General features: G+C 60.5%; 22 protein-coding genes and 1 pseudogene. 12 read left to right on the plus strand and 11 right to left on the minus strand.

The window, feature by feature from the left end:
- Positions 1–16: 16 nt before the first annotated feature.
- The 4 genes from AC1DLV_RS27485 to AC1DLV_RS27500 all read left to right on the plus strand — a co-directional run bounded on the left by AC1DLV_RS27485 (position 17) and on the right by AC1DLV_RS27500 (position 4,278).
- The gene (locus AC1DLV_RS27485) at positions 17–1,180 is read left to right on the plus strand and encodes an ABC transporter substrate-binding protein (protein ID WP_476803211.1); all 1,164 of its coding nucleotides are present in this window, start codon (positions 17–19) and stop codon (positions 1,178–1,180) included.
- Between the two features lie 161 nt (positions 1,181–1,341).
- The gene (locus AC1DLV_RS27490; RefSeq protein ID WP_476836303.1) at positions 1,342–2,970 is read left to right on the plus strand and encodes a dihydroxyacetone kinase subunit DhaK; all 1,629 of its coding nucleotides are present in this window, start codon (positions 1,342–1,344) and stop codon (positions 2,968–2,970) included.
- Positions 2,971–3,453: 483 nt separating this feature from the next.
- Positions 3,454–3,762, plus strand: a complete 309-nt coding sequence (locus AC1DLV_RS27495; RefSeq protein ID WP_476803213.1) for a type II toxin-antitoxin system TacA family antitoxin — start codon at positions 3,454–3,456, stop codon at positions 3,760–3,762.
- A gap of 39 nt (positions 3,763–3,801) precedes the next feature.
- Positions 3,802–4,278, plus strand: coding sequence for a GNAT family N-acetyltransferase (locus AC1DLV_RS27500; RefSeq protein ID WP_476803214.1), 477 nt, complete (start codon positions 3,802–3,804; stop codon positions 4,276–4,278).
- A gap of 530 nt (positions 4,279–4,808) precedes the next feature.
- Here AC1DLV_RS27500 and adiC read toward each other — a convergent pair.
- The 5 genes from adiC to AC1DLV_RS27525 form a co-directional block, all read right to left on the minus strand.
- Positions 4,809–6,326 (minus strand): arginine/agmatine antiporter, encoded by a 1,518-nt coding sequence (gene adiC / locus AC1DLV_RS27505; RefSeq protein ID WP_476803215.1) that lies wholly within the window; start codon positions 6,324–6,326, stop codon positions 4,809–4,811.
- Positions 6,327–6,340: 14 nt separating this feature from the next.
- The gene (locus tag AC1DLV_RS27510; protein ID WP_476803216.1) at positions 6,341–8,632 is read right to left on the minus strand and encodes an Orn/Lys/Arg family decarboxylase; all 2,292 of its coding nucleotides are present in this window, start codon (positions 8,630–8,632) and stop codon (positions 6,341–6,343) included.
- Positions 8,633–9,329: 697 nt separating this feature from the next.
- Entirely contained in the window at positions 9,330–10,274 is a 945-nt protein-coding gene (locus AC1DLV_RS27515; RefSeq protein ID WP_476803217.1) for a helix-turn-helix domain-containing protein, read from the minus strand.
- A gap of 379 nt (positions 10,275–10,653) precedes the next feature.
- The gene (locus tag AC1DLV_RS27520) at positions 10,654–11,166 is read right to left on the minus strand and encodes a GNAT family N-acetyltransferase (RefSeq protein ID WP_476803218.1); all 513 of its coding nucleotides are present in this window, start codon (positions 11,164–11,166) and stop codon (positions 10,654–10,656) included.
- 3 nt (positions 11,167–11,169) lie between these two features.
- The gene (locus tag AC1DLV_RS27525; protein ID WP_476803219.1) at positions 11,170–11,577 is read right to left on the minus strand and encodes a type II toxin-antitoxin system TacA family antitoxin; all 408 of its coding nucleotides are present in this window, start codon (positions 11,575–11,577) and stop codon (positions 11,170–11,172) included.
- A gap of 184 nt (positions 11,578–11,761) precedes the next feature.
- Here AC1DLV_RS27525 and AC1DLV_RS27530 point away from each other — a divergent pair.
- Positions 11,762–11,883: pseudogene (locus AC1DLV_RS27530) on the plus strand (transposase); the annotation flags it as partial.
- Between the two features lie 148 nt (positions 11,884–12,031).
- Here AC1DLV_RS27530 and AC1DLV_RS27535 read toward each other — a convergent pair.
- The 4 genes from AC1DLV_RS27535 to AC1DLV_RS27550 form a co-directional block, all read right to left on the minus strand.
- The gene (locus tag AC1DLV_RS27535) at positions 12,032–13,300 is read right to left on the minus strand and encodes an ABC transporter substrate-binding protein (protein WP_476803220.1); all 1,269 of its coding nucleotides are present in this window, start codon (positions 13,298–13,300) and stop codon (positions 12,032–12,034) included.
- Between the two features lie 74 nt (positions 13,301–13,374).
- Complete coding sequence (locus AC1DLV_RS27540) at positions 13,375–14,424, minus strand: aldo/keto reductase (protein WP_476803221.1); 1,050 nt, start codon at positions 14,422–14,424, stop codon at positions 13,375–13,377.
- An 8-nt stretch (positions 14,425–14,432) separates the two neighbouring features.
- Positions 14,433–14,783, minus strand: coding sequence for a TIGR04076 family protein (locus tag AC1DLV_RS27545; protein WP_476803222.1), 351 nt, complete (start codon positions 14,781–14,783; stop codon positions 14,433–14,435).
- 3 nt (positions 14,784–14,786) lie between these two features.
- Positions 14,787–15,557, minus strand: a complete 771-nt coding sequence (locus AC1DLV_RS27550; protein ID WP_476803223.1) for a GntR family transcriptional regulator — start codon at positions 15,555–15,557, stop codon at positions 14,787–14,789.
- A gap of 109 nt (positions 15,558–15,666) precedes the next feature.
- Between AC1DLV_RS27550 and AC1DLV_RS27555 the strand changes: the two genes are divergently transcribed.
- From AC1DLV_RS27555 to AC1DLV_RS27585, 7 genes are all read left to right on the plus strand, one after another.
- A complete protein-coding gene (locus tag AC1DLV_RS27555) occupies positions 15,667–16,470 on the plus strand; it encodes an ABC transporter ATP-binding protein (protein ID WP_476803224.1) in 804 nt (267 codons plus the stop codon).
- Positions 16,467–17,219, plus strand: a complete 753-nt coding sequence (locus AC1DLV_RS27560) for an ABC transporter ATP-binding protein (protein ID WP_476803225.1) — start codon at positions 16,467–16,469, stop codon at positions 17,217–17,219. The genes AC1DLV_RS27555 and AC1DLV_RS27560 overlap by 4 nt, the downstream gene beginning before the upstream one ends.
- Entirely contained in the window at positions 17,216–18,127 is a 912-nt protein-coding gene (locus tag AC1DLV_RS27565; RefSeq protein WP_476803226.1) for a branched-chain amino acid ABC transporter permease, read from the plus strand. The genes AC1DLV_RS27560 and AC1DLV_RS27565 overlap by 4 nt, the downstream gene beginning before the upstream one ends.
- Positions 18,124–19,137 carry a branched-chain amino acid ABC transporter permease gene (locus tag AC1DLV_RS27570; protein WP_476803227.1) on the plus strand — a complete coding sequence of 338 codons (1,014 nt, stop codon included), beginning with the start codon at positions 18,124–18,126 and terminating at the stop codon, positions 19,135–19,137. Before AC1DLV_RS27565 ends, AC1DLV_RS27570 begins: the two co-directional genes overlap by 4 nt.
- Before the next feature lie 151 nt (positions 19,138–19,288).
- Complete coding sequence (locus AC1DLV_RS27575; RefSeq protein WP_476803228.1) at positions 19,289–19,987, plus strand: gamma-glutamyl-gamma-aminobutyrate hydrolase family protein; 699 nt, start codon at positions 19,289–19,291, stop codon at positions 19,985–19,987.
- Positions 19,988–20,335: 348 nt separating this feature from the next.
- On the plus strand, positions 20,336–20,638 hold the full coding sequence (locus tag AC1DLV_RS27580; RefSeq protein ID WP_476803229.1) for a type II toxin-antitoxin system Phd/YefM family antitoxin: 303 nt from the start codon (positions 20,336–20,338) through the stop codon (positions 20,636–20,638).
- Positions 20,635–21,105 (plus strand): PIN domain-containing protein, encoded by a 471-nt coding sequence (locus AC1DLV_RS27585; protein WP_476836304.1) that lies wholly within the window; start codon positions 20,635–20,637, stop codon positions 21,103–21,105. The genes AC1DLV_RS27580 and AC1DLV_RS27585 overlap by 4 nt, the downstream gene beginning before the upstream one ends.
- 971 nt (positions 21,106–22,076) lie before the next feature.
- Here the strand turns inward: AC1DLV_RS27585 and AC1DLV_RS27590 are convergent.
- Positions 22,077–22,232 carry a DUF427 domain-containing protein gene (locus tag AC1DLV_RS27590; RefSeq protein ID WP_476803231.1) on the minus strand — a complete coding sequence of 52 codons (156 nt, stop codon included), beginning with the start codon at positions 22,230–22,232 and terminating at the stop codon, positions 22,077–22,079.
- A 305-nt stretch (positions 22,233–22,537) separates the two neighbouring features.
- A complete protein-coding gene (locus AC1DLV_RS27595; RefSeq protein WP_476803232.1) occupies positions 22,538–23,569 on the minus strand; it encodes an IS110 family RNA-guided transposase in 1,032 nt (343 codons plus the stop codon).
- Positions 23,570–23,791: the final 222 nt, after the last annotated feature.

A 23,791-nucleotide genomic window follows, 5' to 3' on the forward strand; every position in this document is an offset into this window, starting at 1 on the left:
AAAGGGAGGACATGTAATGACAACGACCAACATTTCGCGCCGCGGGCTGCTCCAGGTGGGGGTAGGCGGCCTTGTGACGAGTACAGTACTGGGAGGCAGCCTGTTCAAACCGGGCATCGCATTCGCCAAGCCCTACGGCTCGCCTTTCAACTGGATCTCGCCGCGCGGGACCATAGAGGTGATGGACGACTATCCCTACTGGGTGGCGAAGGAGATGGGCTACTTCGGCGACCTGGGGGTCGAGACGGCTATGCAGCCGGGGCCCTCGGACGGCACCGCTGTGGTCAAGTTCCTCGCTGTGGAACAGGCTGACATCGGTTTCCCGTCGCCGGGCGTGCTTTCCTATGCCGTCAACAGCGGCATGGATCTGGTCTCGGTCTTCGGAAGCGGCAATCTCGACCTCTTCAACTTTGCCTTCCGCAAAGGGGAGGGCGTGCAGGATCTGGCCAAGCTCGAAGGCAAGACGGTGCTGCTCGGGTCGGCCGCCTGGCAGTCGATCTGCGATCCGATGTTCGCCGCCGCCGGCGTTGACCCGAAGTCGATCAAATATATAGAGGCAGGCTGGCCAACCTGGACCACGGCTTTGGCGAGCGGACAGGGCGATGCCTGCCTGGCGTGGGAAGGGTTACGAGCCGACCTCTCGGCCAAGGGGCTCGATTTCGATTACTGGCTCGGCATGCGTGGCTCACCGCTGCCGTCCAACTCGCTGGTCGTTCGGCGTTCCGATATCGAGGACCAGGACCGCCGCCATTTCCTCGCGCAATACCTAAAGGGATGGGCCATGGGCAGCGAGTTCGCCGACCGCAATCCGCGTGCCGCTGCCGACATCGTCTTCAAGGCCCTGCCGACGACCAAGGCGAACTACGGTCCGCGGTATGGCACCGAGAGCCTCATGCAGATCCATCGCACCTTCAAGGGAGACATGGCGAAGCGGAAAGGTTGGGGCGAGCACGACATCCAAAGTTGGGACAGCTTCTTCAAGATCCTGAAGAAGATCGGCCAGTCGTCGATTGACATCGACACCGAGAGGTTCGTGTCCAACGCCTTCATCGCCGATGCCAACAACTTCGACGCGGCCGCGGTGCATGCCGATGCCGACAAATACGTCCTGCCCGAAGATCTGGCCTCTATCGACATGGCGAAGGTCGAGTCCAGCTTCTACGGCAACGTCATCAACTGACGCGACACATGCGCCCGAGACTTGCCTCGGGTACCTGAAACAAGCCGACGGATTGCATTCCGTCGGCTTCCCTTCACCGTTAAAGTCCCGCTGTGACGGCGACATAGACGAACATCGGGCGAGCCGGAAACGCATCGCCCAGGCCAAGCGGATGGTAGGACATGAAGCACTTCATCAACAACAAAGAAGACATCGTCCAAGAGGCGATCGACGGACTTGTCGCGACCTCGGGCGGTCACCTCAAGCGGCTCGACGGCTATCCTTTCATTCGCGTCGTCGTGCGTGGCGACTGGGACAAGTCGCGGGTCGCGGTTGTCTCTGGTGGCGGCTCCGGACACGAGCCAGCGCATGCAGGGTTTGTCGGGCCGGGGATGCTGACGGCGGCGGTCTGCGGCGATGTCTTTGCCTCTCCGTCCGTCGAGGCGGTCCTAGCCGGAATACTCGCTGTAACGGGGGAGGCGGGCTGCCTTCTGGTGGTCAAGAACTACACCGGTGACCGTTTGAACTTTGGGCTGGCGGCTGAGCGTGCACGTGCATCCGGGCTGAAGGTCAACATGGTGGTCGTTCAGGACGATGTGGCCATTCCCGATCTATCGCGCCCGCGAGGTGTGGCGGGGACGCTGCTGGTACACAAGATCGCCGGCGCGGTGGCGGAATCCGGTGGTGACCTTGAAGCCGTCACGCAGGCTGCAAGGCGGGTTGTGGCAGGCGTGATGAGCATCGGCATGTCCTTGGACACGTGCTGCATGCCAGGCTCGACCAAAGAACCGAGAATTGCGCCCGGTGAAATCGAACTGGGACTTGGCATTCATGGCGAGCCCGGCGCCCAGCACATTCCCTACGAGGGCGCACGGCAGGCTATGGCTGCAGCCATTGGCAAGCTTTTGCCTCGGGTCGCTGACGGTCGACGCTATGTTGCTCTGTTGAACAATCTGGGCAGCTCGACGGGCGTGGAAATGGCCGTCCTCGCCGAAGAGCTTAGACGTTCGGAAGTAGGGGATCGGATCAGCCATATCGTCGGGCCCGCTTCGATGATGACCGCCCTCGACATGCATGGCTTCTCGGTGACGCTCTACCCCATATCCGGAGAAGACGAGACCTTGCTGGCGGCGGAGACGCCGCTTCGGGCCTGGCCGGGTCTCAGGACGATGGATGCTCCTGGTCTGCTTCCGCTGCCAGACGGTCTTTCTCCCATCAAGTCGACGCCTTCCAGCGATTCAAAAACCGAGGCGTTCCTCAGGAAATGCTGCGAGGCCTTGATCGCATCGGAAGCTGATCTCAACCATCTGGACCTGCAGGCTGGCGACGGCGACACCGGGACAACCCTCGCAACCGCGGCGCGTGCCTTGATCGAGGCTTTCGGGCGCCTGCCGTTGGCAGATCACACCCAGCTTTATCGCGCCATTGGCCAGGAGCTCAGCCAGACCATGGGCGGGTCCTCAGGCGTGTTGTTGGCAATCTTCTTCGCTGCCGCAGGCGACGCAGCATCAAGCGGTTACTCGCTGAAAGGCGCACTAAAGATCGGCCTCGAGCGCTTGCAGGAAGTGGGCGGTGCTCGTCTTGGCGATAGAACGCTGGTGGATGCGCTTGAACCCGCACTCGAAGGTCTCGACGAGGGCCTCGCGATTGCCGCTCACAGGGCGCGTACCGGGGCAAACGAGACGGCCGAGATGAAGGAGGCCAATGCAGGTAGGGCGGCTTATGTGAGTTCGAAGCAGTTGGTCGGAAACGTCGACCCGGGAGCAGAGGCCGTGGCCCGATTGTTCGAACGGCTGGCTGCAAACACCTGACTGGGTACACCATCGACGGCAGATGCAGGAGCGCACCGGGGTTCCACCATCCCGGTACGAAGCAACTTGGGAGACTATTTGGTCGAGGCAGCCTGTTCTATCCGGGCGCGAGGGGCCTCCGGTTTGGAGGCATAGATCGCATGGCTGCTGGGGACCTTAACAACGGTAGAGCCTGCACGCTCGGCCATCTAGCGCTATGCAGGCGGCGAGATCATGTGGTCATCGGATGAGCCGACCGGGTTCCTGTGCCCGGCAATGGCGTTATCAGATCGCTGAACTGCAATGCCGTTTCCTTGACGGTGATTGCGCTGGCCTATTTGCGTATCATTATCGTTTTGTGACGATCCATAAATCGATCGTAATGCGCATTGTCGGGCTATTTATGGTCCAATCCATGCACTGCGGTTGACTTTTTCTCTTTGCCAACGGCCCAAGACAAACCTTGAAAAGCCCGGCCATTGGCCGTACATAGTCAGCAGGAGAATGATGATGGCCACACCTGCTTTGAACACATCTCGCGGTCGTGTTCGTGGTGAACGCTTGGAAACGCGCGTCACAGCTGACCAGAAGAGCATTATAGAACACGCTGCCGCGCTTCAGGGCCGGTCGGTGACGGATTTCGTGCTGACCAGCGTCCAGGAAGCTGCACATCGGGCCATCGAGGAGCATCAGCGCCTCGATCTGTCCCTGCGCGACAACCAGGCATTCGTTGACGCCCTGATCAACCCCCAACCGGTCAATGACCGCCTCCGCGACACGATACGACGGTATCGTCGCGCCACTGGCGTCTGACGGGTGGGGGAGCTTGCTGAGGGTTCCCTGCGGGTCGAGGTGCTTGGCCCGCAGCATGATCGAGCATCGTTCGAGAGCGGCGTAGAGCCGCTCGATCGATATTTCCGCACCCAGGTAGGCCAAGAAGCCCGCAAGAAAATGGAGGCTCCGTTTGTGCTGGTGCTGCCGGATGGCGTTGTCGCCGGATATTATACGCTGTCCTCGACGGCAGTGAATGTGGGGGAGTGGCCGCCGGCGACTGTGCGCAAGCTCCCGCGCTACCCGCTCATTCCGGCGACCTTGCTGGGGCGGTTGGCGGTAGATCGGCGTCAGCAGGGCCGGGGTTATGGGCGCTTTCTTCTCGCCGATGCCCTATTTCGGGCGGTCAGAAGCGAGGTCGCATCCTTTGCGGTCATTGTCGACGCCAAGGACGAAAATGCGCGCCGCTTTTATGAGCGCGAGAGCTTTTTGCCGTTCCCCGATCAGCCTTTGAAGCTGTTCCTGCCGATGGCGGACATAGCCGAACTATTCAAGTAATGGGGTTGGGGCAATTTGGATAATCCGGGAGAGGCTGCCATCCAGTCAGCCGTCACTCTGGTCGGCAGAGGCTTCACGATCAGGACGAGACGGCCAGTGCCGTGATCTTAGCACCGACCCCAACTTGCCGCTATATCCGTAAGTACGACAAGTCAAAAAACTATATACTTCAATGTGCTACAGCGTGATCCTGCGTGATTGAAATAGGCGCTGTGGTTGTGTGCCAGGTCGACGATTATGTACCAATGTCGAAGCACCAGATTGTCAGAGGCCCGCTTGGCCGACCCGCTATAGTTCGCCCCGCCTGGGCTTTGGGCACCGCACTTCAATCACCGTCCGCGCCATCTCCTCTCGACGCAATGGCATCATATGGTCATTCTTGAGGGTGTTCATTCGCCCCCCGGGTCGCTGAAGCCAGGTAACTTCAGTCTCCTCAATCGTCCGGCCCGAAAGGACGACCTGTTGAATGCTCACACCTAGTCATGCAAAGCCAGCCCCAGCGCCCGCCGGGGCCGGTTCAAATCGGGGTACTACGGCTTCATCGGTGGTACGATCATCTCCATCGTTTCTGAGGCCTCTGGCGGGGTCAACGACCGCGAGCGCAGATTGAGGTCGCTATAGCGGCCAACCGACAGCCAGAACATCGCAACCAGGGCGGCTATCGTCACGCCGAGCGCCAGATAACGCACCCAGACGGGGGCACGCCCGCCGGGATGGAGGTGCTTTTCCTCTATGTCGCGCTTGCGCGTGATGGAGGCGGAGTAGAAGACCATCGTGGCGATCACGAAGATGAGCGACCAGCGCGTTTGCTGACCGTCGGATCCTACCAGCGCGATCATGCAATAGACTGCCCCGATCACGCCTGCGGCGACAAAGAAGGTGTACTGGCTGGAAGGCATCTTTCGGTAGCCCAGCACCTGTATCGAAACCGCCGAGTAGATGTAGGGAAGCAGGGTCATGATCACCGCGATCGACGCGATCTTGCCAAACTGCTCGCTTGCAGTGGGTGACATGGTGGCGAACACCTGGACGCTCATCAACCCAGCCACGATCACGAGCCCGATCGACGGCACGCCGTGCCTGTTGACGCGCGCGAAAACGCCGGGGAAAAGCCCATCATCGGCGGCCGCCTTGGCCGACTGCCCGGCGAGCAGCGTCCATCCAGCAAGCGAACCGAGGCAGCCCACCGCGGCGAACAACGCGACCGTGCCGCCGGCGATGTCGCCAAGCGCGATCCGGGCGGCGTCCGCGAATGGTGCGGATGAGGCGACAAGATCCTTGTTGGGGATCATGCCCATGATCACCGACGAACTCAGCACATAGGCAACCGAGGCGAGCACGACACCGGCCACCGTGGCGATTGGAACGTTGCGCGACGGATTTTCAACGACGCCCGCCGACACCGAGGCGCTCTCGACCCCGATGAAGGCCCAAAGCGTGAAGGTGAGCGTAGCCATCACCGCGCTCATGTCGCTCTTGCCCGAGACGTTCCACGCTGCCGCATAAGTATCGGCGCTGAACCAGAACCAGCCGAACAGCGCCGTACCGAAGATCGGGATCAGCGCAAAGACGGTGGTGAAGGATTGTAGCCGCCCGACAAGCCGGGGACCGAGAATGTTGGCGTAGGTGAAAAACCAGATTACCCCGATCGAGCCAAAGGCCAGCACGACCGGCACCTTCAGCACGGGGAAAAAGTGCGAAAGATATCCCAGCCCGGCAACCGCGAGCGCGACGTTGCCGACGACCAGCGCGAGCCAATAGACCATATTTGTCTGATAGCCCATGTAGTCACCGAACGCCTTGCGTGTGTAGGCGTAAGGCCCGCCCGCGGCGGGATCGATCGCCGCAAGCTTGGCGAAGACGAGGGCGAGCGCGACTGCGCCCACCACCGTCAGCAGCCAACCGACCAGGGCGATGCTGCCTATCGCCGAAAGATTGGCCGGGAGCATGAAGACACCCGAACCCATCATGTTGCCCGCGACCATCAAGGTCGCGGGCACCAGTCCCATCTTGCCGGCCCCGCCGGACGCGGTGCTTTCCTTGGCCATCTTGATCGCTCCCCTCAGTGCTTGACCGCGAGGACGTGATAGACACCGTCTTCGACCTCGACCCCGTGGGTGTCGTGGGTGAAACCAGGGAAGCTCAGGTCATACGCTTCCAGCGCCTTGAGGTAGCCGATGAGCGCGCCGTCGGCGGGACCAGCGTTCTCGCCCGGCATCATCAGCGGGATGCCCGGCGGGTAGGGGACCACACCCGTGGCCAGGGTCCGGCCCGCGAGTTCTTCGAGCGTCACCTTCTCCACATTGCCGCGAACAAGCTCCTCATAGGCGGCAAGCGGGCTCATGTCGGGCTTCGGCAGGATCTCGAATGCCGCAGACATGGTTCGAGTGGTGTTGAACTTGACCATGGCGGCGAACATCAGGTCGGCGAGATCACGCAGCCCCATGCCGCCATAGCGGTCGCCGTGATCTGCGACGAGGCTTGGGATCGCACGCTCGAGCGGTGCGTTGGCGTCATAGTCCTTGCGGAAGTCGAGCAGCGCGTTGACCAGTGTGCCCCATTTCCCCTTGGTGACGCCGAGCGAAAAGAGGACGAGAATCGTGAAGTCGGTGGTCTTTTCGACCACAATACCGCGCCCTGCGAGATAAGCGGTGACAACGTTTGCGGGAATACCGACCGCGCGGAGATCGCCGGATGCATCCATGCCTGGAGTAAGGATCGAAACCTTGATGGGATCGAGCATGCAATAGCCCGGTTCAAGGTTGCCGAAACCGTGCCAGTCGGCGTTGGGCGCGAGATGCCAGCAGGATGCCTCGCGTTCCAGATAAGCAGCATCGCATTCGTGGAAGCGCATCTTGCGGCCCCGCGCATCGATCACTTCCGGCGGCTGCCAGATGTCGAAGAACCAGCCGTTTTCTTCCGCGATTTCGGCATTCAGCCGGGCGATCATCTGGCGGAAGGCGATGGCCTCGCGGATCGAGGCACCGGTGAGCTTCTCGCCGGAGCTATCCATCATCGCCGCTGCGACATCGTTCGACGCGATGATCGGATAGTTCGGCGATGTCGAGGCGTGCATCATGAACGCCTCGTTGAAGCGCGCATGATCGATCGGATTGCGGCCGTCTCGGACATGGATCATCGAAGCCTGGGAGAGGCCCGCCAGCAACTTGTGCGTCGAATGGGTAGTGAACACGCTGGGCTTGGTGCGATCGCGCGTCGAAGCCTCGCCATGCATGGCAAAACGCTCGCGATAGATTGGGTTGAAACGCGCGTTGGCGTACCAGGCCTCGTCGAAATGCAGGCGGTCGACGCTTTCGCCCATCAGCTCTTCGAGCCGTGCGACGTTGTAGCAAAGCCCGTCATAGGTGGAATTGGTGATGACGGCGTGGACGGGTTTGGCGTCGGGACCTTCCTTCACCAGCGGATTTTCGGCCACCAGCAGGCGGAGTGCTGCTGGCGTCAGGCGTTCAGGCGGGATCGGCCCGATGAGACCGAGCGCATTGCGCGTCGGCATCAGATAGCAAGGGATGGCGCCCGACAGGGTCATCGCATGCTCGACCGACTTGTGACAGTTGCGGTCGCACAACGCCACCTGATCGCGCGTCACGCTTGCCATGAGGATCACCCGGTTCGATGTCGAGGACCCGTTGGTGACGTAGTAGCTACGGTCGGCGCCGAAGACCTTCGCGGTATAGCGTTCGCCGGCTCCGATCGCGCCGCTGTGATCCAGCAGCGAGCCCAGTTCGCCGACCGAAATCGACAGGTCCGAGCGGAACAGGCTTTCCCCGAAAAACTCAAAGAAGGCGCGGCCGACGGGCGAAGTAAGGAAGCCGGTGCCGCCGGTATGCCCGGGCGTGTGCCAGGAATATTTGTAGGTCTGCGCGAATTCGACCAACTTCGCGAACATCGGAGGCAGCGCTGCGGAACGATAACGCTGCAGCGCAGTCAGCACACGGCCACCGATGAAATCGGTGGTGTCCTCAAGCAGCCAGATGAAATCGTCCGCTTTGGTCATGACATCGGCGGAGATGGTGGAGGCCGCGCTGCGATCGGCCAGCAGGAAGATCGGCACATCCGCGTTGAACTCCCGCATGGCATCAAGCACCAAGCTTGCTGGGCCATGGTCATCGCCGTCGTCGAGATCCCAATCGAGCAGCAGGCACTGGATCGTCGGATCGGTGCTGACGATGGCGATGGCATCATCGACATGCGTGGAGAGTACAACTTCGATCTCGCGTCGTTCGAGTTCTTCAACCAAATTGGTGACGGCGCGCCCTGCCGCGGACCCTTGATCGAAACGCTCGCGGACGAGAAGCGCTCGCATAGCGAACCTCAGACTTGATCGTGTCGACATGCCATACTCCTTTCGTGCGGACAAATTTCCGCGTAGCCAACGGCTGAATGTCCGCCGGTCGATAACCATTTTATTGCCGCAATGCGGGGCAGTTGCTCACTTGCGGCGGGCTTTTTTACTGCAGCGCTTGATGAAGAAGTAATTTTGGTTGAAATACTTCTCAGCACGGAACCGACGCTAATCGTTCAATAAACGACCGATTACATTCCACAGCGACAGAACTACCATCCGATCCTTCAGATCAAACATGTTGCTTTCGGAAATTGTCTTGCTTCAAACGACAATTTGGCTGGCAGGCTAGGCAGGTTCACCTGGGCTGTCGCCGCAAATACCGCATGATCTGCGCGCAAAAACTGCGGCTGTGGCGGATCTTCGGCGCATTCTGGGTGGGAGTTCGCGATGGCTGAGCCAACGCTCTATTCGGAGGTACAAGGCGCACGATCTCGACCGGCAACTTGCAGTTCTGGAAAACCGCTGGATTGCCAATGTCGTCAAAAGCGTGGTGGAACCTTGGAGGTAGTCGGCCGTTCGCTCAGCCAGACGCTGATGCTCGGTCAGGGAGAAATGGCATTCGGACGACAGTGGTCGAAGACGGCTTGCCGGCTTCGGCACTTGCGCAATAGTCGCGTCTCAAAATGGCTTTGACATCAAAATGTAACGAGTACGTGCAGTGCGTGGTACCGGCGCCAAGTCTGAATTACCTTGCCCTGAACTTGGATGGTGAAACACCCGTTTGGGAGCGGAATTGTCTGTTGAAGGTCGAAACGCTTTCAAAACCGCTGTTGAACGCAATTTCCATGATGTTCGGCTTGCCGCCGCTAGCGCTCAACAGCGACTTTGCGGTCTCTATGCGCATCCGATTGATGTATCTGTGCGGCGTGAACTCCCTGTCGTCGAATGCCGCAAACAGGGCGCGTTCACTCACGCCCAAGACCGTCGCAATCTCCTCGACAGTCAAGCTTGGGTTCGTGTGATGCCTACGAATGTGTGCCAGTGCTCGCCCGTACATGTCATCGCGCGCTTGGCTATGAGGGCAGTTGCCGCATTCGCCCATGGTAACAGCCACAAGCTCGGTGAAGCTGTTCATCAGACCCAGGAACTCGGAGGCCTGCGTGTCGTCGGAACTAAGGGCCTCGACATAGGTGTTGATAATGTTGCCCGTCGGGGTCTGCGGTAGCGGCCGCGCCAGGTCGCGCGGAAAAGTGCGTCCGTATTCCTCCAATCGACGAAAGGGAATAGCGGTCATGTCGCCAACCAGTGCCGTGACGCCTGGCTGCGCTGGAGCTATCGAATATTGTGTCACTGCTTCTGGCCCTGACACGAAAGCGTCACCTGGTTCAACGTGATGTTCACCGCCGCTTCTCGTCTTCAGAGAGAGCATCCCGCTTTCCACCCGGTAAATGCGTAAACTATCGTCGGCACTGAAGGGCTGAGCCTTCTCATACCAGACGCCCGAGTCACTCGATATCTCGACGCGGGCGATGGCAATGCCGCGGGTGCGGCGACCGACAATGCTGCAGAAGAAATTCATCGCTTCGGCGCTATGCGGTTCAACCTCAAGCGGAGGGAGAATTTCGTCGAACCACAGTGGGAACGCGATAGCGGCGTCGATATCAGCAGTACTGAAGGTGAAGTGTTGCATGACCTTGTCACCGATGGGTAGGAGAGTGAGGTTGAACTAGCCATCTGAACCAAGGTAGTCAGTCGCCGCCTTGATCACGATCAACCTTACGCTCCAAATGTTGCCGCCCCTCCCGAAATGGTCCCTGGCCCTTACGATCGGGACGCCCCCAACAACGGGAGGTTCCGTTGCAAACTCTTCGGCAATAATGAGCTGGCAGGAGGACATCTCCGTTTTTTGGAGGTCGCTGCATGGTCAAAGGTCGACATTTTGATCGATCGGTGTTTGGCCTATGGGTCGATGATGTAGCGCTCAGCCACCGCCCGGGCGATTTCGTCGCCGGATTCTTGCTCCTTCTTTCCCGATCAAAATAGCCGCGGTTCAGCTAGCTGCCGATGGGCTACTGGCGCTGGGCTTCGCCCAACGATGCGGCGATTGCAGCGATCGAGCGGAACAGCACGAGCGGGTCGTCCTTTGATGGAATGAAGCCTCGCCGCTGCCAAAAGTCCGCGTCGTCGGCGTCAACGGCATTTACCATCAGCGCGCGGCCGCCGACGAGCGCCGCCGCGGTCACACAGCGCTCCAACACGTGCTTGACCAGCCCCGTTCCGATCCCGCGTCCGGTCCAGCCGATGTCGGTTGCGAGCTGGCCGAGCAGCAAACAGGGCACAGGATCAGGCGGCTGGCCAGTGCGGATGGATCGAGGCAGCACATTTGGAACGACCGCCGTGGGCGCAAGGCCATAATAGCCGACCACACGTCCCGCTTCATGGACTACCAGAACGACGGTGAAGCCCTTCTCCTGATTGGCAAGCGCACGTGTCTTGAGCCAATGGTCGAGCGTCGGCTTCCCGCAGGTGAATTCGGAAACGTTGTGGTCAGCGGTCAGGGGTTCAGGAACGGTGAGAGCCAAGGGTCAGCTTTTCGCAACGTAGTCTTGTTCCCAAGGGGCGGAACGCTTCGCCAGTTCGACCATCTCCGGCACCGGGGTCGCGGGCGCGGACAAAGCGGCCATGAACTCGGCAAAGCCTTCCGGGCTCATGCGGATAAGCCGGTTCTCCATAAGCACGTATTCGGCGGCACGCACGGCTGCATCGCGCACGAAATCCGTGCGCGAACGGCCGCGCAGACCAGCAGCGCGATCGATCATGGCGATGTCGGCCTCGGGGAGGCGCATCGAGATCGGATGTTCCTTGCGTTCGGCGCTAGCGGCCATGTCAATCTCCTTGTTGAGTAGATATCCGATGGTAGTGCAAATTGCAATACGGCGCGTGGGCAGCGTACACAGCACGCCAATCCGCTGCTCGGCCATCTGGCCGAACATTCTTGCACCCATTGGACTTGGGAGCGTTATCCGTCGCTCAGCCAGCCTTGCTCAAGCAGGCAATGACCTGCCCGACCTGGTCCGCGATCTCGGTCACCTCTACCTCGACCAGATTGCGCAGCTTACGAAGCGGATCGAAGCGCTAGACGTCCAGTCGCTGCCATGGCGATCGAAACGTTCGTAGGCATCCTTCCAGCGCGGGCGCGACGTCGCAGCCTGGCTCGGGCTTGTCCCCCGCCAACACTCAGCAGCGGCGAGTGCAAGCTTGGGCGCACTTCGAAGATGGGGCAGCGCGACATTCGGCGATAGGCGCAATTCCAGCGGCGTAATCCAGAGGAGAACCCATACATCTTCCGGATCGAAGATCCGCACCACGTTCGTCAATAACAATCCCCAAAGCGCAGTCAGGCGCTTCGGGGATCGCTACATGATTCGCTGGTGACAGTGGCCGTAGCTATTTTTCAAGCTCGGCCTTGAGCTTGGTCACGTCGGCGGCGCTCATCTCGCCGATTGTCGTCACTTCGCCGGACTGAATACGCCACAGCCGGAACGGGCCAGTGATGTCGCCATGCTCGTCGAAGCTGACCGGGCCGATGACGCCTTCATACTTGACCGGTTTGCCTTCCTTGATCAGCGCCAAGGCCTTAGTGAACTCTTCCTTGCCGGCATGGATAGGTTCGCCGTCGGCGGCAACGACCTGGGGTATGGCGGCCTTGATTGCGGCTGCGTCGCCCTTGCCTGCCTTGGCGACGGCAAGCGCAACGATAGCGCCGGCGTCATAGGAACGGTCGGCAGCCGGAGCATCCGGCTTGATGCCGTTGGAGAAGCTCTCGAAATTGGCATTGAAATACTCGGTCGACGCCGTCTTGCTGGTGCCCGACGAGGTGCCGAAGGCATTTTCCAGATATTGCGCGCCGACGGCGGCCACGAAGTCTGACGAATTCATGCCGTCGTTGAGCAGGAATTTCTGCGGCCCGCCGTTGGAAATCCAGGCGCGCGCGATCGTTGCACCATCGACGGGATAGCTGACTAGGTAGAGCGCCTCGGGTTCGCCTGCCATTGCCGAAGTTGCTTCCGCCGAATAGCTGGCCTGCTTTTCGTTGTAGGGCGTGACCGAGGTGATGACGCCGCCGAGCTTTTCGTAGGCGGCCTTGAACTCGCGCACCATGTTGACGCCGAAGTCGTTGTTGACATGGACGATGGCGATCTTCTTCAGGCCCTGGTCGAGCGCAAACCTGGCGGCAGCGGTTCCCTGCAGCGCGTCGGAGGTGATGGTGCGGAAGAAAACCCCGTTGGTCTTGCCATCCCTGGCAAGCTCAGTCAGCGTCGGCGAGGACGAGGCTGGCGAGACCTGAACGACGCTCGCGGGAGCCGTAACCGAGGTGAGGATCGGGATCGACACCGAGGAAATGATGCCGCCGATAATCACCGGCACCTTCTTGATGTTGACGAGCTGGGTGGCCTGGTCGACTGCGACGGTGCCCTGGCTCTGGCTGTCGCGCGTATCGGTGACCAGCTTGCAGCCGCCGACGCCGCCCGCTTCGTTGAAGTCGCGGAATGCCATGTCGACGGCTTTGGCGCCGGCCTGTCCATAGGCGCCGGCCGGGCCGGTCAGTTCCATGACCATGCCGATGGTGATGTCGCAATCAGCGGCTTTGGCGGGCGCGGCGGCACCGAGCGCCAGGGCCGCAAGCGCGGTGGTCAGAAGCAGTGTCTTTTTCATTTCCATTCCCCTTTTTTGTTGTTTGGCCGGTTCCCTGTCGGCCGGTGGTTCAGGCGGATTTTGTGGAGCTGCTATCAGGCGGCTCCCTTGTTGAGGTTGTATTTCATGATCGAGCCATGGCGGCCGGTGCGATCGCGCTCCAGCGCGTAGACGTCGCCGGCCAACGGGGTCGCGGAAGCCAGCACCGCATCGATGCGTCCCATGTCGGCGGGCGTCAGCGAGATATCGGATATCGCAAGGTTCGAGGCGAGGTGGGCGCGGTTGCGCGCGCCCACGATGACGCCAGCTACGCCCGGGCGCAAAAGCACGGCCGCACTCGCCACCGTCGCCACATCGGTCTGATTGCGGTCAGCGATCTCCCGCAAGGCCTGAAGCAGCGCCTGGAACAGGTCCCAGCCGCCTAAATCGTCGATGATGAGCTTGTATTTGGTGAGCGAGCGGTTTTCCAACGGCTCGCCTGGCTCGGCAACGCCCAGCCAGCGGTCGCTGAGGAAGCCGCCGGCGACACTTCCGTAACAGAGCAGCGACACGCCGCGTTCGGAAATCGCCGGGACCATCGTCCCCTGTGGCCGGGTGTCGAGCAGGGAATATTGCACTTGCATCGAGACAAGCGGCACGCCGCTGTCGATGATGGCGGTCATGTGCTCAGTGTCGAAATTGGTGCCGCCAATGTTGCGGATCTTGCCGGCCCGGCGAAGTTCTTCGAGCCAATGCGCGGTATCCAGCCACAGTGGCTGGTCATAATCCCACCAGTGGAACTGAACGAGATCGATCCGCTCCGTCTTCAGCCGGCGCAGCGACTGGTCGATGACGCTTTCGACGTTCTGCTTCCTGATGTGCGCAAGGATGTCGAGATCGGGAACAAATTTGGTGTGCACATGGACTTTATCGAGCGCTTCCTGGCCGCGCAGGTTGCGATAGTGCGCGCGAAACTCGCCGATCAGCTGCTCGACCCCGGTGTAGATGTCTGCACAGTCGAATGTGGTTATGCCAGAATCGGCAAATGCCGTCATGTCGGCCATGGCTTCGTCGGCGCGGATTTCGCCATGGCCGCCGGCCATCTGCCAGCCGCCGCGAATGACACGCGATATTTCATAGTCTGGCGTCAGTCGAAATTTCTGCATGTCTGTCCTCAAGCGCCGGGGAGGGGGACGGCTGTGGTGTCGGAATGGTTGAAACGGCGCAGCCCGGTGCGTGTGATACGCAGCCGCGTCGAACAATTGGGGTCGGGACAGGCCACCTCCGCGTCGGTCGTCATCCAGTCGTTCTGGTGCGTTGGGCGCTGCTTTGCCGCCAACAGCGGCAGCACCGAAGCCAGCGAATAGATGGAGAAACCCTGGCCCTGGGGCAGGAAGAGCATTTCGCCGCGCAACTCGAAATGGTCGCCGGGTTTGGCGCCGCAATAGATGGGGCCGTTCTCGGGTGCAGTGACCTCGACCCGCAGGTCAAAAAGTTCGAATGCTTCGTCCTTGCCCTCGGTCATTATCTATTCCTGCCCGTCGCCATTGCCGATGGCGATGAGGTGATTGCGGACGAGATCGAAGGAGCGGGTGATGTCGTCGGTGAGCGCACGCTTGGCGCCGTCCTTGTCGCCGCGTTCCAGGGCCTCGATCAGCGCCCAGTGGTGATGCACGGCGGGTATGCCGCGGTTTTCGTCGTGGATGTGGGCCGCAGCCCGCACATACGGGCCGGATTGCAGCCAGAGGCTCTCGACGATCGGGATGAGCACAGCCGACCGCGCTGCTTGATAGATATAGAAATGGAAAGCGTGGTTGAGCTCGGAGGTCGTGCGTGCCTTGTCTGTATCGCGGCTTTTGAAAGCCGCCTCGCAGGCGAGCGTCAGCCGACGCAACTCGTTGAAATCGTCCTTGTCGAGGTTGGGCAGAGCCAGCGCCACAAGTTGCTCCTCGATCAGTTGGCGCGCCTGTGCAAGGTCGTCTAACCGTTCGCGGGTGACCAGCGGCACCCGCACTGAACGGCTGGGAAGTGCTTCGAGTGCCTGCTCTGAAATGAGCCGCGCCAGCGCCTCGCGCACAGGCATCGTGCTGGTCTGCAGGGTTTCCGCCAGTTCGACGATCCGCAACACTTGGCCGGCTTCGAAAACGCCATGGATCAGCGAGCGCCGCAATTCGGCATAGACGCGTTCATGCAGCGTTTCGCGGCCGACGGGCGCAAGGGCGCTGCGCTGACTGGCATTGCCTTCCTTCGAAGCGCTGGAGCCGCGCTGGTCGACGGCATGGAGATTGTTGGCGTTCAACGTGCAGTCCTTCGATCATGGCCGACCACGTTTTTCTACTTGCCATACGCGAAAGTGTCAATGTAGTTTGATCAAACATCAATGATCACGATTGGGCGTGGCAGTTCGAATGCAGGCTAGCTTTTCGACCAACGATTTAGCTCACGGCGATGCGCCCCTGATCGAGGTCAGCGGGTTGGTGAAGCAGTTTGGCGGCCTGCGCGCGGTCGACGGCATGTCGATGACCCTTCGACGGGGCGATATGGTCGGGCTGATCGGCCCGAACGGCGCGGGCAAGACCACGATGTTCAACCTGATCGCCGGGGCAATGAAGCCGACGTCTGGTACTATCAGGATCGCCGATGCCGAAGTATCGGGCGAAGGCGCCGAAAAACGCATCGGGCGCGGTGTCGGCCGCACCTTTCAGATACCGCGTCCCTTCGCTGAAATGACTGTGCTTGAAAACGTGTTGGCAGGCGCCCAGAACCAGTCAGGCGAGCGTTTTTGGATGAATTTTATCGGCGCAGGCAAGGTCGCCGCCGAACAGCGGGCGGCAGTAGAGAAGGCGCGCGGGCTGCTCGATTTCGTGCTTCTGTCGAAATTGCAGAATGAGCCGGCGCGCGTCTTGTCTGGCGGCCAGCGCAAGCTGCTCGAACTGGCGCGCATCCTGATGGCCGACCCTGACGTGATCCTGCTCGACGAGCCGGCGGCGGGCGTAAACCCGACGCTGCTCGAACTCATCATCGACCGCGTTCGCGCGCTCAATGGGCAGGGCAAGACCATCCTGCTGATCGAGCATAACATGGAAATGGTGGCGCGGCTCTGCGACCGGGTCATCGTGATGGCCGCCGGCAAGCTGCTGGCGGAAGGCACGCCGGCGGAGGTTTCCCGCCACCCCGCTGTCGTCAGCGCCTATCTCGGAGGCGTCGCATGACCGCAGCCATCCACCCCGTGCTTTCGACCCGGGCGCTTGTTGCCGGCTACGAACGCGACCTGCCGATCGTGCGCGGCGTCGATTTCTCGGTGCGTGAAGGCGAGTTCGTCGTGCTGCTTGGCCCCAATGGCGCCGGCAAGTCGACTCTGGTCAAGACAATTGCCGGGCTGGTTCCCGTGCACTCGGGAGCGGTTTTGCTAGGCGGCGTCGATATCACCGCGATGCCGAGCCACGAAAAGATCCGCCACGGTCTGGCCTTCGTGCCGCAGACGGAGAACATCTTCGCCACGCTCACCATCCATGAAAATCTTCAGATCGCCGCCAACATCCTGCCGAAGGAACGGCGAAACGACAGGATCGCCGCACTTTACGCGATGTTCCCCGATCTAGGCTCGCGGCCCTCGCACCGAGCTGGCCAGCTCTCAGGCGGCCAGCGCCAGATGCTGGCGGTGGCCCGCGCGCTGGTGGTCGAGCCCTCCGTGCTGATCCTCGACGAACCGTCTGCCGGCCTGTCGCCGAAAATCGTGTCCGAGGTTTTCGACCGCCTTGCCGCCATCAACAAAACTGGCGTGACGACCGTTCTGGTCGAGCAGAACGTCAAGGCCGCGCTCGCTGTCGCCGACAGGGCAGTCATTCTCGTCGAGGGCCTGATCGCGCATGAGGGGGCCGCGTCGCGACTTGCCGACGATCCGATCGTCGCCGAACTCTATCTCGGCGCACGCCACGCCAAAAATCCGGTGGCCTCATGAACCCGCAAGCACTGATGGACGGCCTCATCACCGGCTCGATGATCGGGCTTGGCGCGATCGGCGTCACGCTGACTTATTCGATCCTGCGCTTCGCCAATTTCGCGCATGGCGAGTTCGTCGCCTGGGGCGCCTATTTCGCCCTCGCGGTGAGCGGTGCGCTCGGCTATCTCTCCGGTTCGCTGCTGACGCCGATCGGGCCGTTTTCATTCGGCTGGTCGCTGCCGATCGCGGCGGTGATCGCAGTAGGCCTTACCGCGGGTCTGGCGCTGCTTGTGGATGCCGTGCTTTTCGGCCGGCTTCGCGAGCGCCGCAGCGCGGTGATTATCCTGGTGATGGCGAGTTTTGGCGCAGCACTCACCCTGCGCAACCTTCTCGAATTCATCTTCACCTCGCAGCCGTTCTATTACACCAAAGCGCTGCAGATCGCGTTTCCGCTGGGCGGCGGGCTGCGCGCCACGCCGGACCAGTTGCTGACCCTCGGCGTCGCGGCGGTGCTGGTCGCGTCGGTCCATCTTCTGTTGACGCGCACGGCGATCGGACGCTCGATGCGCGCGGTCAGCGAAAACCAGCAGCTTTCCGGCGTTGTCGGCATCGACGTGCGCAAGGTGATCCGTACGGTCTGGGTGCTCGGTGCGGGGCTCGCCTGCATCGCTGGCGTGATGGCCGGACTACTGGTTCAGATCCGCCCGCAAATGGGGCTTGACCTGCTGCTGCCATTGTTTGCCGCCGCGATCCTGGGTGGCATTGGCAGCGTGCCGGGCGCCATGATTGCCGGACTGATCGTCGGCCTTGCCGAGGCGCTGGCCGTGCAACTAATCGGCGCCGAATGGCGCTCGGCGATCGCTTTCGTCATCCTCGTGGTGATCCTGCTCTTGCGGCCTCAAGGCCTATTTGGGAGGCCGGAATGATTTTCGACCTGATGGCCTATGGCGCATTTTTTCTGACGATGGCGCTGACCTACGCCATCATTTGTCTTGGCCTCAACGTGCAGTGGGGACAGACCGGCCTATTCAATGTTGGCATCGCGGGTTTCGTTGCGATCGGCGCTTATGTCTCGGCGCTGCTGACCACACCTGATGCGCCCGGCCGCCTTGGCGGCTTCGACATGCCAATCGTCATCGGCTGGCTCGGCGGCGCACTCGCCACCGGCTTGGCGACACTCTTGGTCGGAGCGCTGACGATCAGACTGCGCGCCGACTATCTGGCCATTGCCACCTTCGGCGTCGCGGTCGCGGTGCAACTGTGCGTGCTCAACCTGGAACCGGTGACCGGCGGCCCCTTCGGCATCAGCTTCATTCCACGGCCCTTCGCCAGCCTTGCCGGAAATCCCTCCTTGTTCAGCGCGCTAAATCTGGCGGTGCTCGCGGCAATCGTCATCCTGCTTTATCTCGCGCTGGAGCGGCTGGCGCGCAGCCCGTGGGGCAGGGTACTTCGCGCCATCCGCGAGGATGAGACGGCGGCCCTTGCACTGGGCAAGAACGCCGTGCGGTTCCGGCTCCAGGCATTTGCCATCGGCGGCGCGATTATGGGGCTTGCCGGCGCCACGCAAGCGCATTTCATCGGCTTCATCGCCCCCGACAATTACATGCCGACACTCACCTTCCAGGTCTGGGCAATGCTGATCGTTGGCGGCTCTGGCAACAACCGTGGCGCCATCCTCGGCGCGGTCGTCGTATGGGGCATCTGGGCGGTTTCGGCCAGTACGGTATCAGCGCTTTTTCCGCCGGAACAGCAAGCGCGCGCCGCATCGCTGCAGATCGTCATGATCGGGACGGCACTCTGCGCAATCCTGCTTCTGCGTCCGCGCGGCATTCTGGGAGAGGTAAGAGGGTTCCACCGTGTCGGCGCACCGTCCGTCGCCGTTGACCAGTCAGCGAATCCTCCTGCGAACGAGCCTGCCCATGCCGAAAAATCTTGAGCGCCTCCAGATAGGCAAAGGCCATCGGGTGCGATATGCCGAAGCAACTTAGTTGGTGAACATTCGCTTGCGCGAGCGAAGTCTCGTGACATTTGTTTTGGCACATGCACGTACTTGTTCGTGAAACTTCTAGAGCCCCGGCAGGAACACAATGGCACGCAAGCCTATTATCGCTGTGATCATGGATGAAAACACCAGTTCTGGCGGAGGCCTATACGAGACCTCGAAGAACTACTTTTCAGCCATCGCCTCGGCGGGAGCCCTTCCGATTGGCATTCCATACGTGGCTGACACGGTCGACCAGGTGGCTGACGAATTCGACGGGTTCTTGAGTATCGGTGGACGGATAAACTTCCCTGAGAAGTGGTACGTCGAAGGTGACCAATCCAAGTATCCGACGTCAGACCGCGTAGCCATAGAGATTGCGCTGATGGAAGGGTTTCTTGCTCGCGACAAACCCGTGCTCGGTATCTGCAATGGCATGCAGATGCTCGGATGCCTCAACGGCTGCAGGATGGTCTCGGATGTGCATTCGTCGTGGCCGGGCGCGCTGAACCATGACCAAGCCAACGTAATCCACGATGTGAGCATCAAGGGAGGCACCCGAATGGCCAACATCTTTGGTGCCCAGGCGTTCAGCGTCAATAGCTTTCATCGAGAGGCGCTCGTTGAGATATCCAGCAACGTCGTCGTAGCAGCCCATGGACCGGATGGCGTGGTCGAAGCCATTGAGGTGCCGTCGCGTTCCTTTGCCATGGGGCTGCAATGGCATCCCGAAAAGTTCGATGGGAATGAACACCCCGGTACCTTGATATTTGGCGCATTCGTCGAAGCTGCTGGCGCACGGTAGTAATGCTCAAGCTGGAGATTCTGCGCGGTTTTTCAGCTCGTGTCTTCCAGCCTGCTGCCGCAAGCCCCACACTAAGCGAAGAGCTGTTTGCAGCTCAGGCGAGGGGAGGCGCCCTTTTTTCATGACTAGAACAATAATTTGCCCGAAGCGGAAATCCCCGCCCCCTAGGGCCCAGACAGTCGCGGCGATTCAGACTGCCGCGAAGCGGCGAGTTGTGGAATCGTTCGTTCGGAAACAGGACCGGGTGTATCGGACTGGTCGTTCACTTTCCCGCTCTTTTGCCCACCGCATGTAGAAGTCCGACGATGGATGTGCTATCTAGCTGACTATCTGACTAGGTAAAGATTGATGGGCAAGCACGCGGAGCTAACGAAAACAAAGAGGTCTGGCAGCCGGACGGCGACCGGACGGTGGAAGCTTGAAGACGCGAAGGCGCGGTTCAGCGAGGTGGTGCGGCGCGCGCGCGAAGGCGGCCCGCAGCTCGTAACTGTGCGCGGTCACGACGCAGTCGTCGTCATGAGCGTCGAAGAGTTCGAGCGGCTCGCTCCGGAAAAGCCTCGGGTACCGTTCGTCGAATTCATGGAGGGTCTGCATCTCGGCGGGCTTGATCTGACGCGAGAGGCCGATCACGGTCGGGATGTCGAGCTTTGAGGGGCTGGCTACTCGACACCAATGTCGTAGCTGCCCTGATCAATCCGCAGGGTGCCCCATCCGTAAAAGCCTGGGCCGCCGCACAAGAGGAAGAGTCGTTCCACATCAGCGTTCTGACGCTCGCCGAATACGACAAGGGAATTCACAACCTTCCCGACGACCATGCCGATCGGCCGCGCTACGTCGCGTCGCGCGATGCGCTTGCAGAGCGCTTCGGCGCGCGTGTCTTGTCTCTCGATGACGATATCGTTCGCCTTTGGGGCCGGACTTCAGGTGAGAGGAAGCGCGCGAGCGGCCATCCGCCGCCGGTGATCGACACAATGCTCGCAGCAACGGCGATCGAGCACGATCTCTATCTGGTTACGCGCAACGTGAAAGACACCAAGCCGTCGGGAGCGATGGTGTTCGATCCATGGAACGATGATGCTCGGATGTTTCCCTTGAGCCCGCGCGTTAGTCGGCGATAGCTGAAGCCGGAACCTCGATCTCAAGCCGGCCAGCAATGCCCATCCGGTGGTGCCTGGCAACGTGATGTAGACGAAGATTTTGTTGGCTGAAGCATCAACTCTAGAAGTCATCGTCCATACCTCCGATGCCCGTCCTTGGCACGTTGCCTTGATACTGACGAGTCCAACGCGATGCCAACTTGATCCTTGGTCGGGTCGGCGAGTGATCTGGCGTCGTGCAGAAGTCCGTAGACCCAAAGAACGGTCACGATAACTCCCATCGATACTGTTGGATCGCCCCTTCGGAGCTTTCCGAACGGGCGATATCTCGATTTCAGCGTGCTGTGCGAGGAACGGCCTAACAGTTTCTATGGTCGCCGATAGGCGACAAAATGTTACCCATTTCAGCCGCGCCGCTTCCTCAGGGCAATTCGGTCTTTCCGCGCTAGATGCGCATCGTGCCTTTGTCGCTCCGGCGATGGCAACAAGACACGCCGTTCCCCGACGAACTCGATATCGTCCGGGCCACTTTCAACGAACTCACGGCCGATGCGATAGGTGCAGTATCCGAAAAACAGCAAGGCAACGAGGCGCAACATGGGAACATCCCCTTGATTGTAATCTTCCGACTGGGAGGTGGGCGCTACGGATCGGACGGGATAGATGCTCGTCTGCCATTTCGTTGGCCAGGAAGAGAAACCGGGAAAAAGACTTCCTGTTCATCGTACCGTCAGGCCCGGTTGACACGACCCGTAGCAAGCGTGGAACGCGTCGAGGCGCGAAAAGTTCAAAACGTTTCGTTGTAGCCCCGCTCGGCGGCAGCGGCTTCAATACGAGCGACCTCGGGATTGAATGCGCCGTGTTCCGCAAGTGTCGTAACTTCAGGATCCAGGTAAGGACCACATAGTCTTGGGCGGCGTTCCCAGCTGCTGATACCCCACAGAATTGTGCAACGCCCCAACCGGGCCGAATAGCTGTCGTGTCCGTCGCTGTCAGAACTCGAAGTAGACGTCTTTGAATGGAGTATAAAACACGTCTGGCCCGTCATCGACGCATAGCACCTTAGCGCTTGTCGTGGATGCGATCACCGAATCCGAAAAGAACACGGTCACCGATCCGTCGAATGGTGCGATCTTGAACTGGTTCATCGGCTCCTCCTTCCCTGCTGACGATCTGCGCCGGGTCATGTATGGATGCCCCCGTTCATGCAAGCAGTTCTTCGAACGATTTTGAACGTGTGATCGGGTGCGGTCATGTATTAGGCCTGTTGTGCGGCTCGAGTACGACCGCTGGCCGGTATGGAGCTACGCGGACCTGGTGCAAAATCAGCTCTACGAGCTCGTGGCTCACTGACCCGGATGCCTTCCCAGACCCACTCTAACCGATCTTTGTCCTTACCGTTTCGCTGACCTCCTCACACGCCGACGATCCGTTCTCGCAGTAGCTCGATGCTTTATTGCGCCACTGCCAGACCGGTATCTTTGTAGTCTTCATTCTTAGTTATCATCGCCCAGATCGACCGAGCCATTTTATTGGCGAGGGCGATTGCAACGAGCATGCGAGGTTTGCGAGCCAGCATCCGTGCCAACCACGAGTTCTCGGGTGGGGCTTTCCGGCATGCCCACCGGATCACCGTCATCGCACCGATAATCAGAAGCCGCCGGATGTCCCGTTGTCCCATCTTTGACGTTCGGCCGAGCACCTGCTTCCCACCGCTCGAATGCTGTTTTGGCACCAAGCCAAGCCAGGCCGCAAAATCTCGCCCTCTTCGGAATGTCACCATGGTTGGCGCGAAGGCCTCGACTGCCATTGCGGTAATCGGCCCCATGCCGGGCATAGACATGAGGCGGGCGGTGCTTTGCGAACGCTTCGCTTCCGATCTGAGTGCCTTTTCCAGCGACGCAATCCGAGAAGAAAGCGCGTCTATCTGGTCCAGATACAGCCGAGCAGTCTCCACGACGATAAGCTCCAGGCCGGAGTCGTGATCTTCAATTATTTCCGCCAGCGAGGCCAGGTTCGCGATCCCCTGCGGCGCAATGATCCCATGTTCAGCAAGGTGTGCACGCAGGGCATTGATAAGCTGAGTTCGCTGACGGACGAACAGGTCCCGCGTCCGAAAGAGCATGGAGCAAGCCTGCGGGGGTTCAGTCTTCGGAACCACGAACCGCATCGACGGACGAGTGGCGGCTTCAACAATCGCCTCGGCGTCGGCTGCATCATTCTTCTGCCGTTTGACGAAGGGCTTCACGTAAGCGGGTGGTAGCAAGCGAACTTCATGGCCGAGCTTTCCGATCTCGCGTGCCCAATAATGCGCGGTGGCACAAGCTTCCATCGCAACAATGCACCGCGGCAATTCTGCAAAGAAGGCCAGAACCTGGCCGCGCGAAAGCTTCCTGCGTAAAACGACGCCGCCATCGGCTCCAGCCGCGTGAACCTGAAACACCCGCTTTGCAAGGTCCAGCCCTACAATGCTAACTTCCTTCATGGATGCTCTCTCCTCTAAGTGACGTTCTCGCGGACATCACTCTGGCACATTGCGATGCCGTCAGGAGGGGGCATCCACATGGGGTAATCGCGGGAGCGATGCACCCTGGAACCAATCATAACCTTGGAGGGTGGCTGTTCCCCGATAAGATGGAAGTACGGGCTCACGACTGGACGTCAGGCCCAAGCATCTAAGGGAGAACAGCCATGGAAGAATATATCG

Source organism: Aminobacter sp. 01T433 (assembly GCF_056398585.1).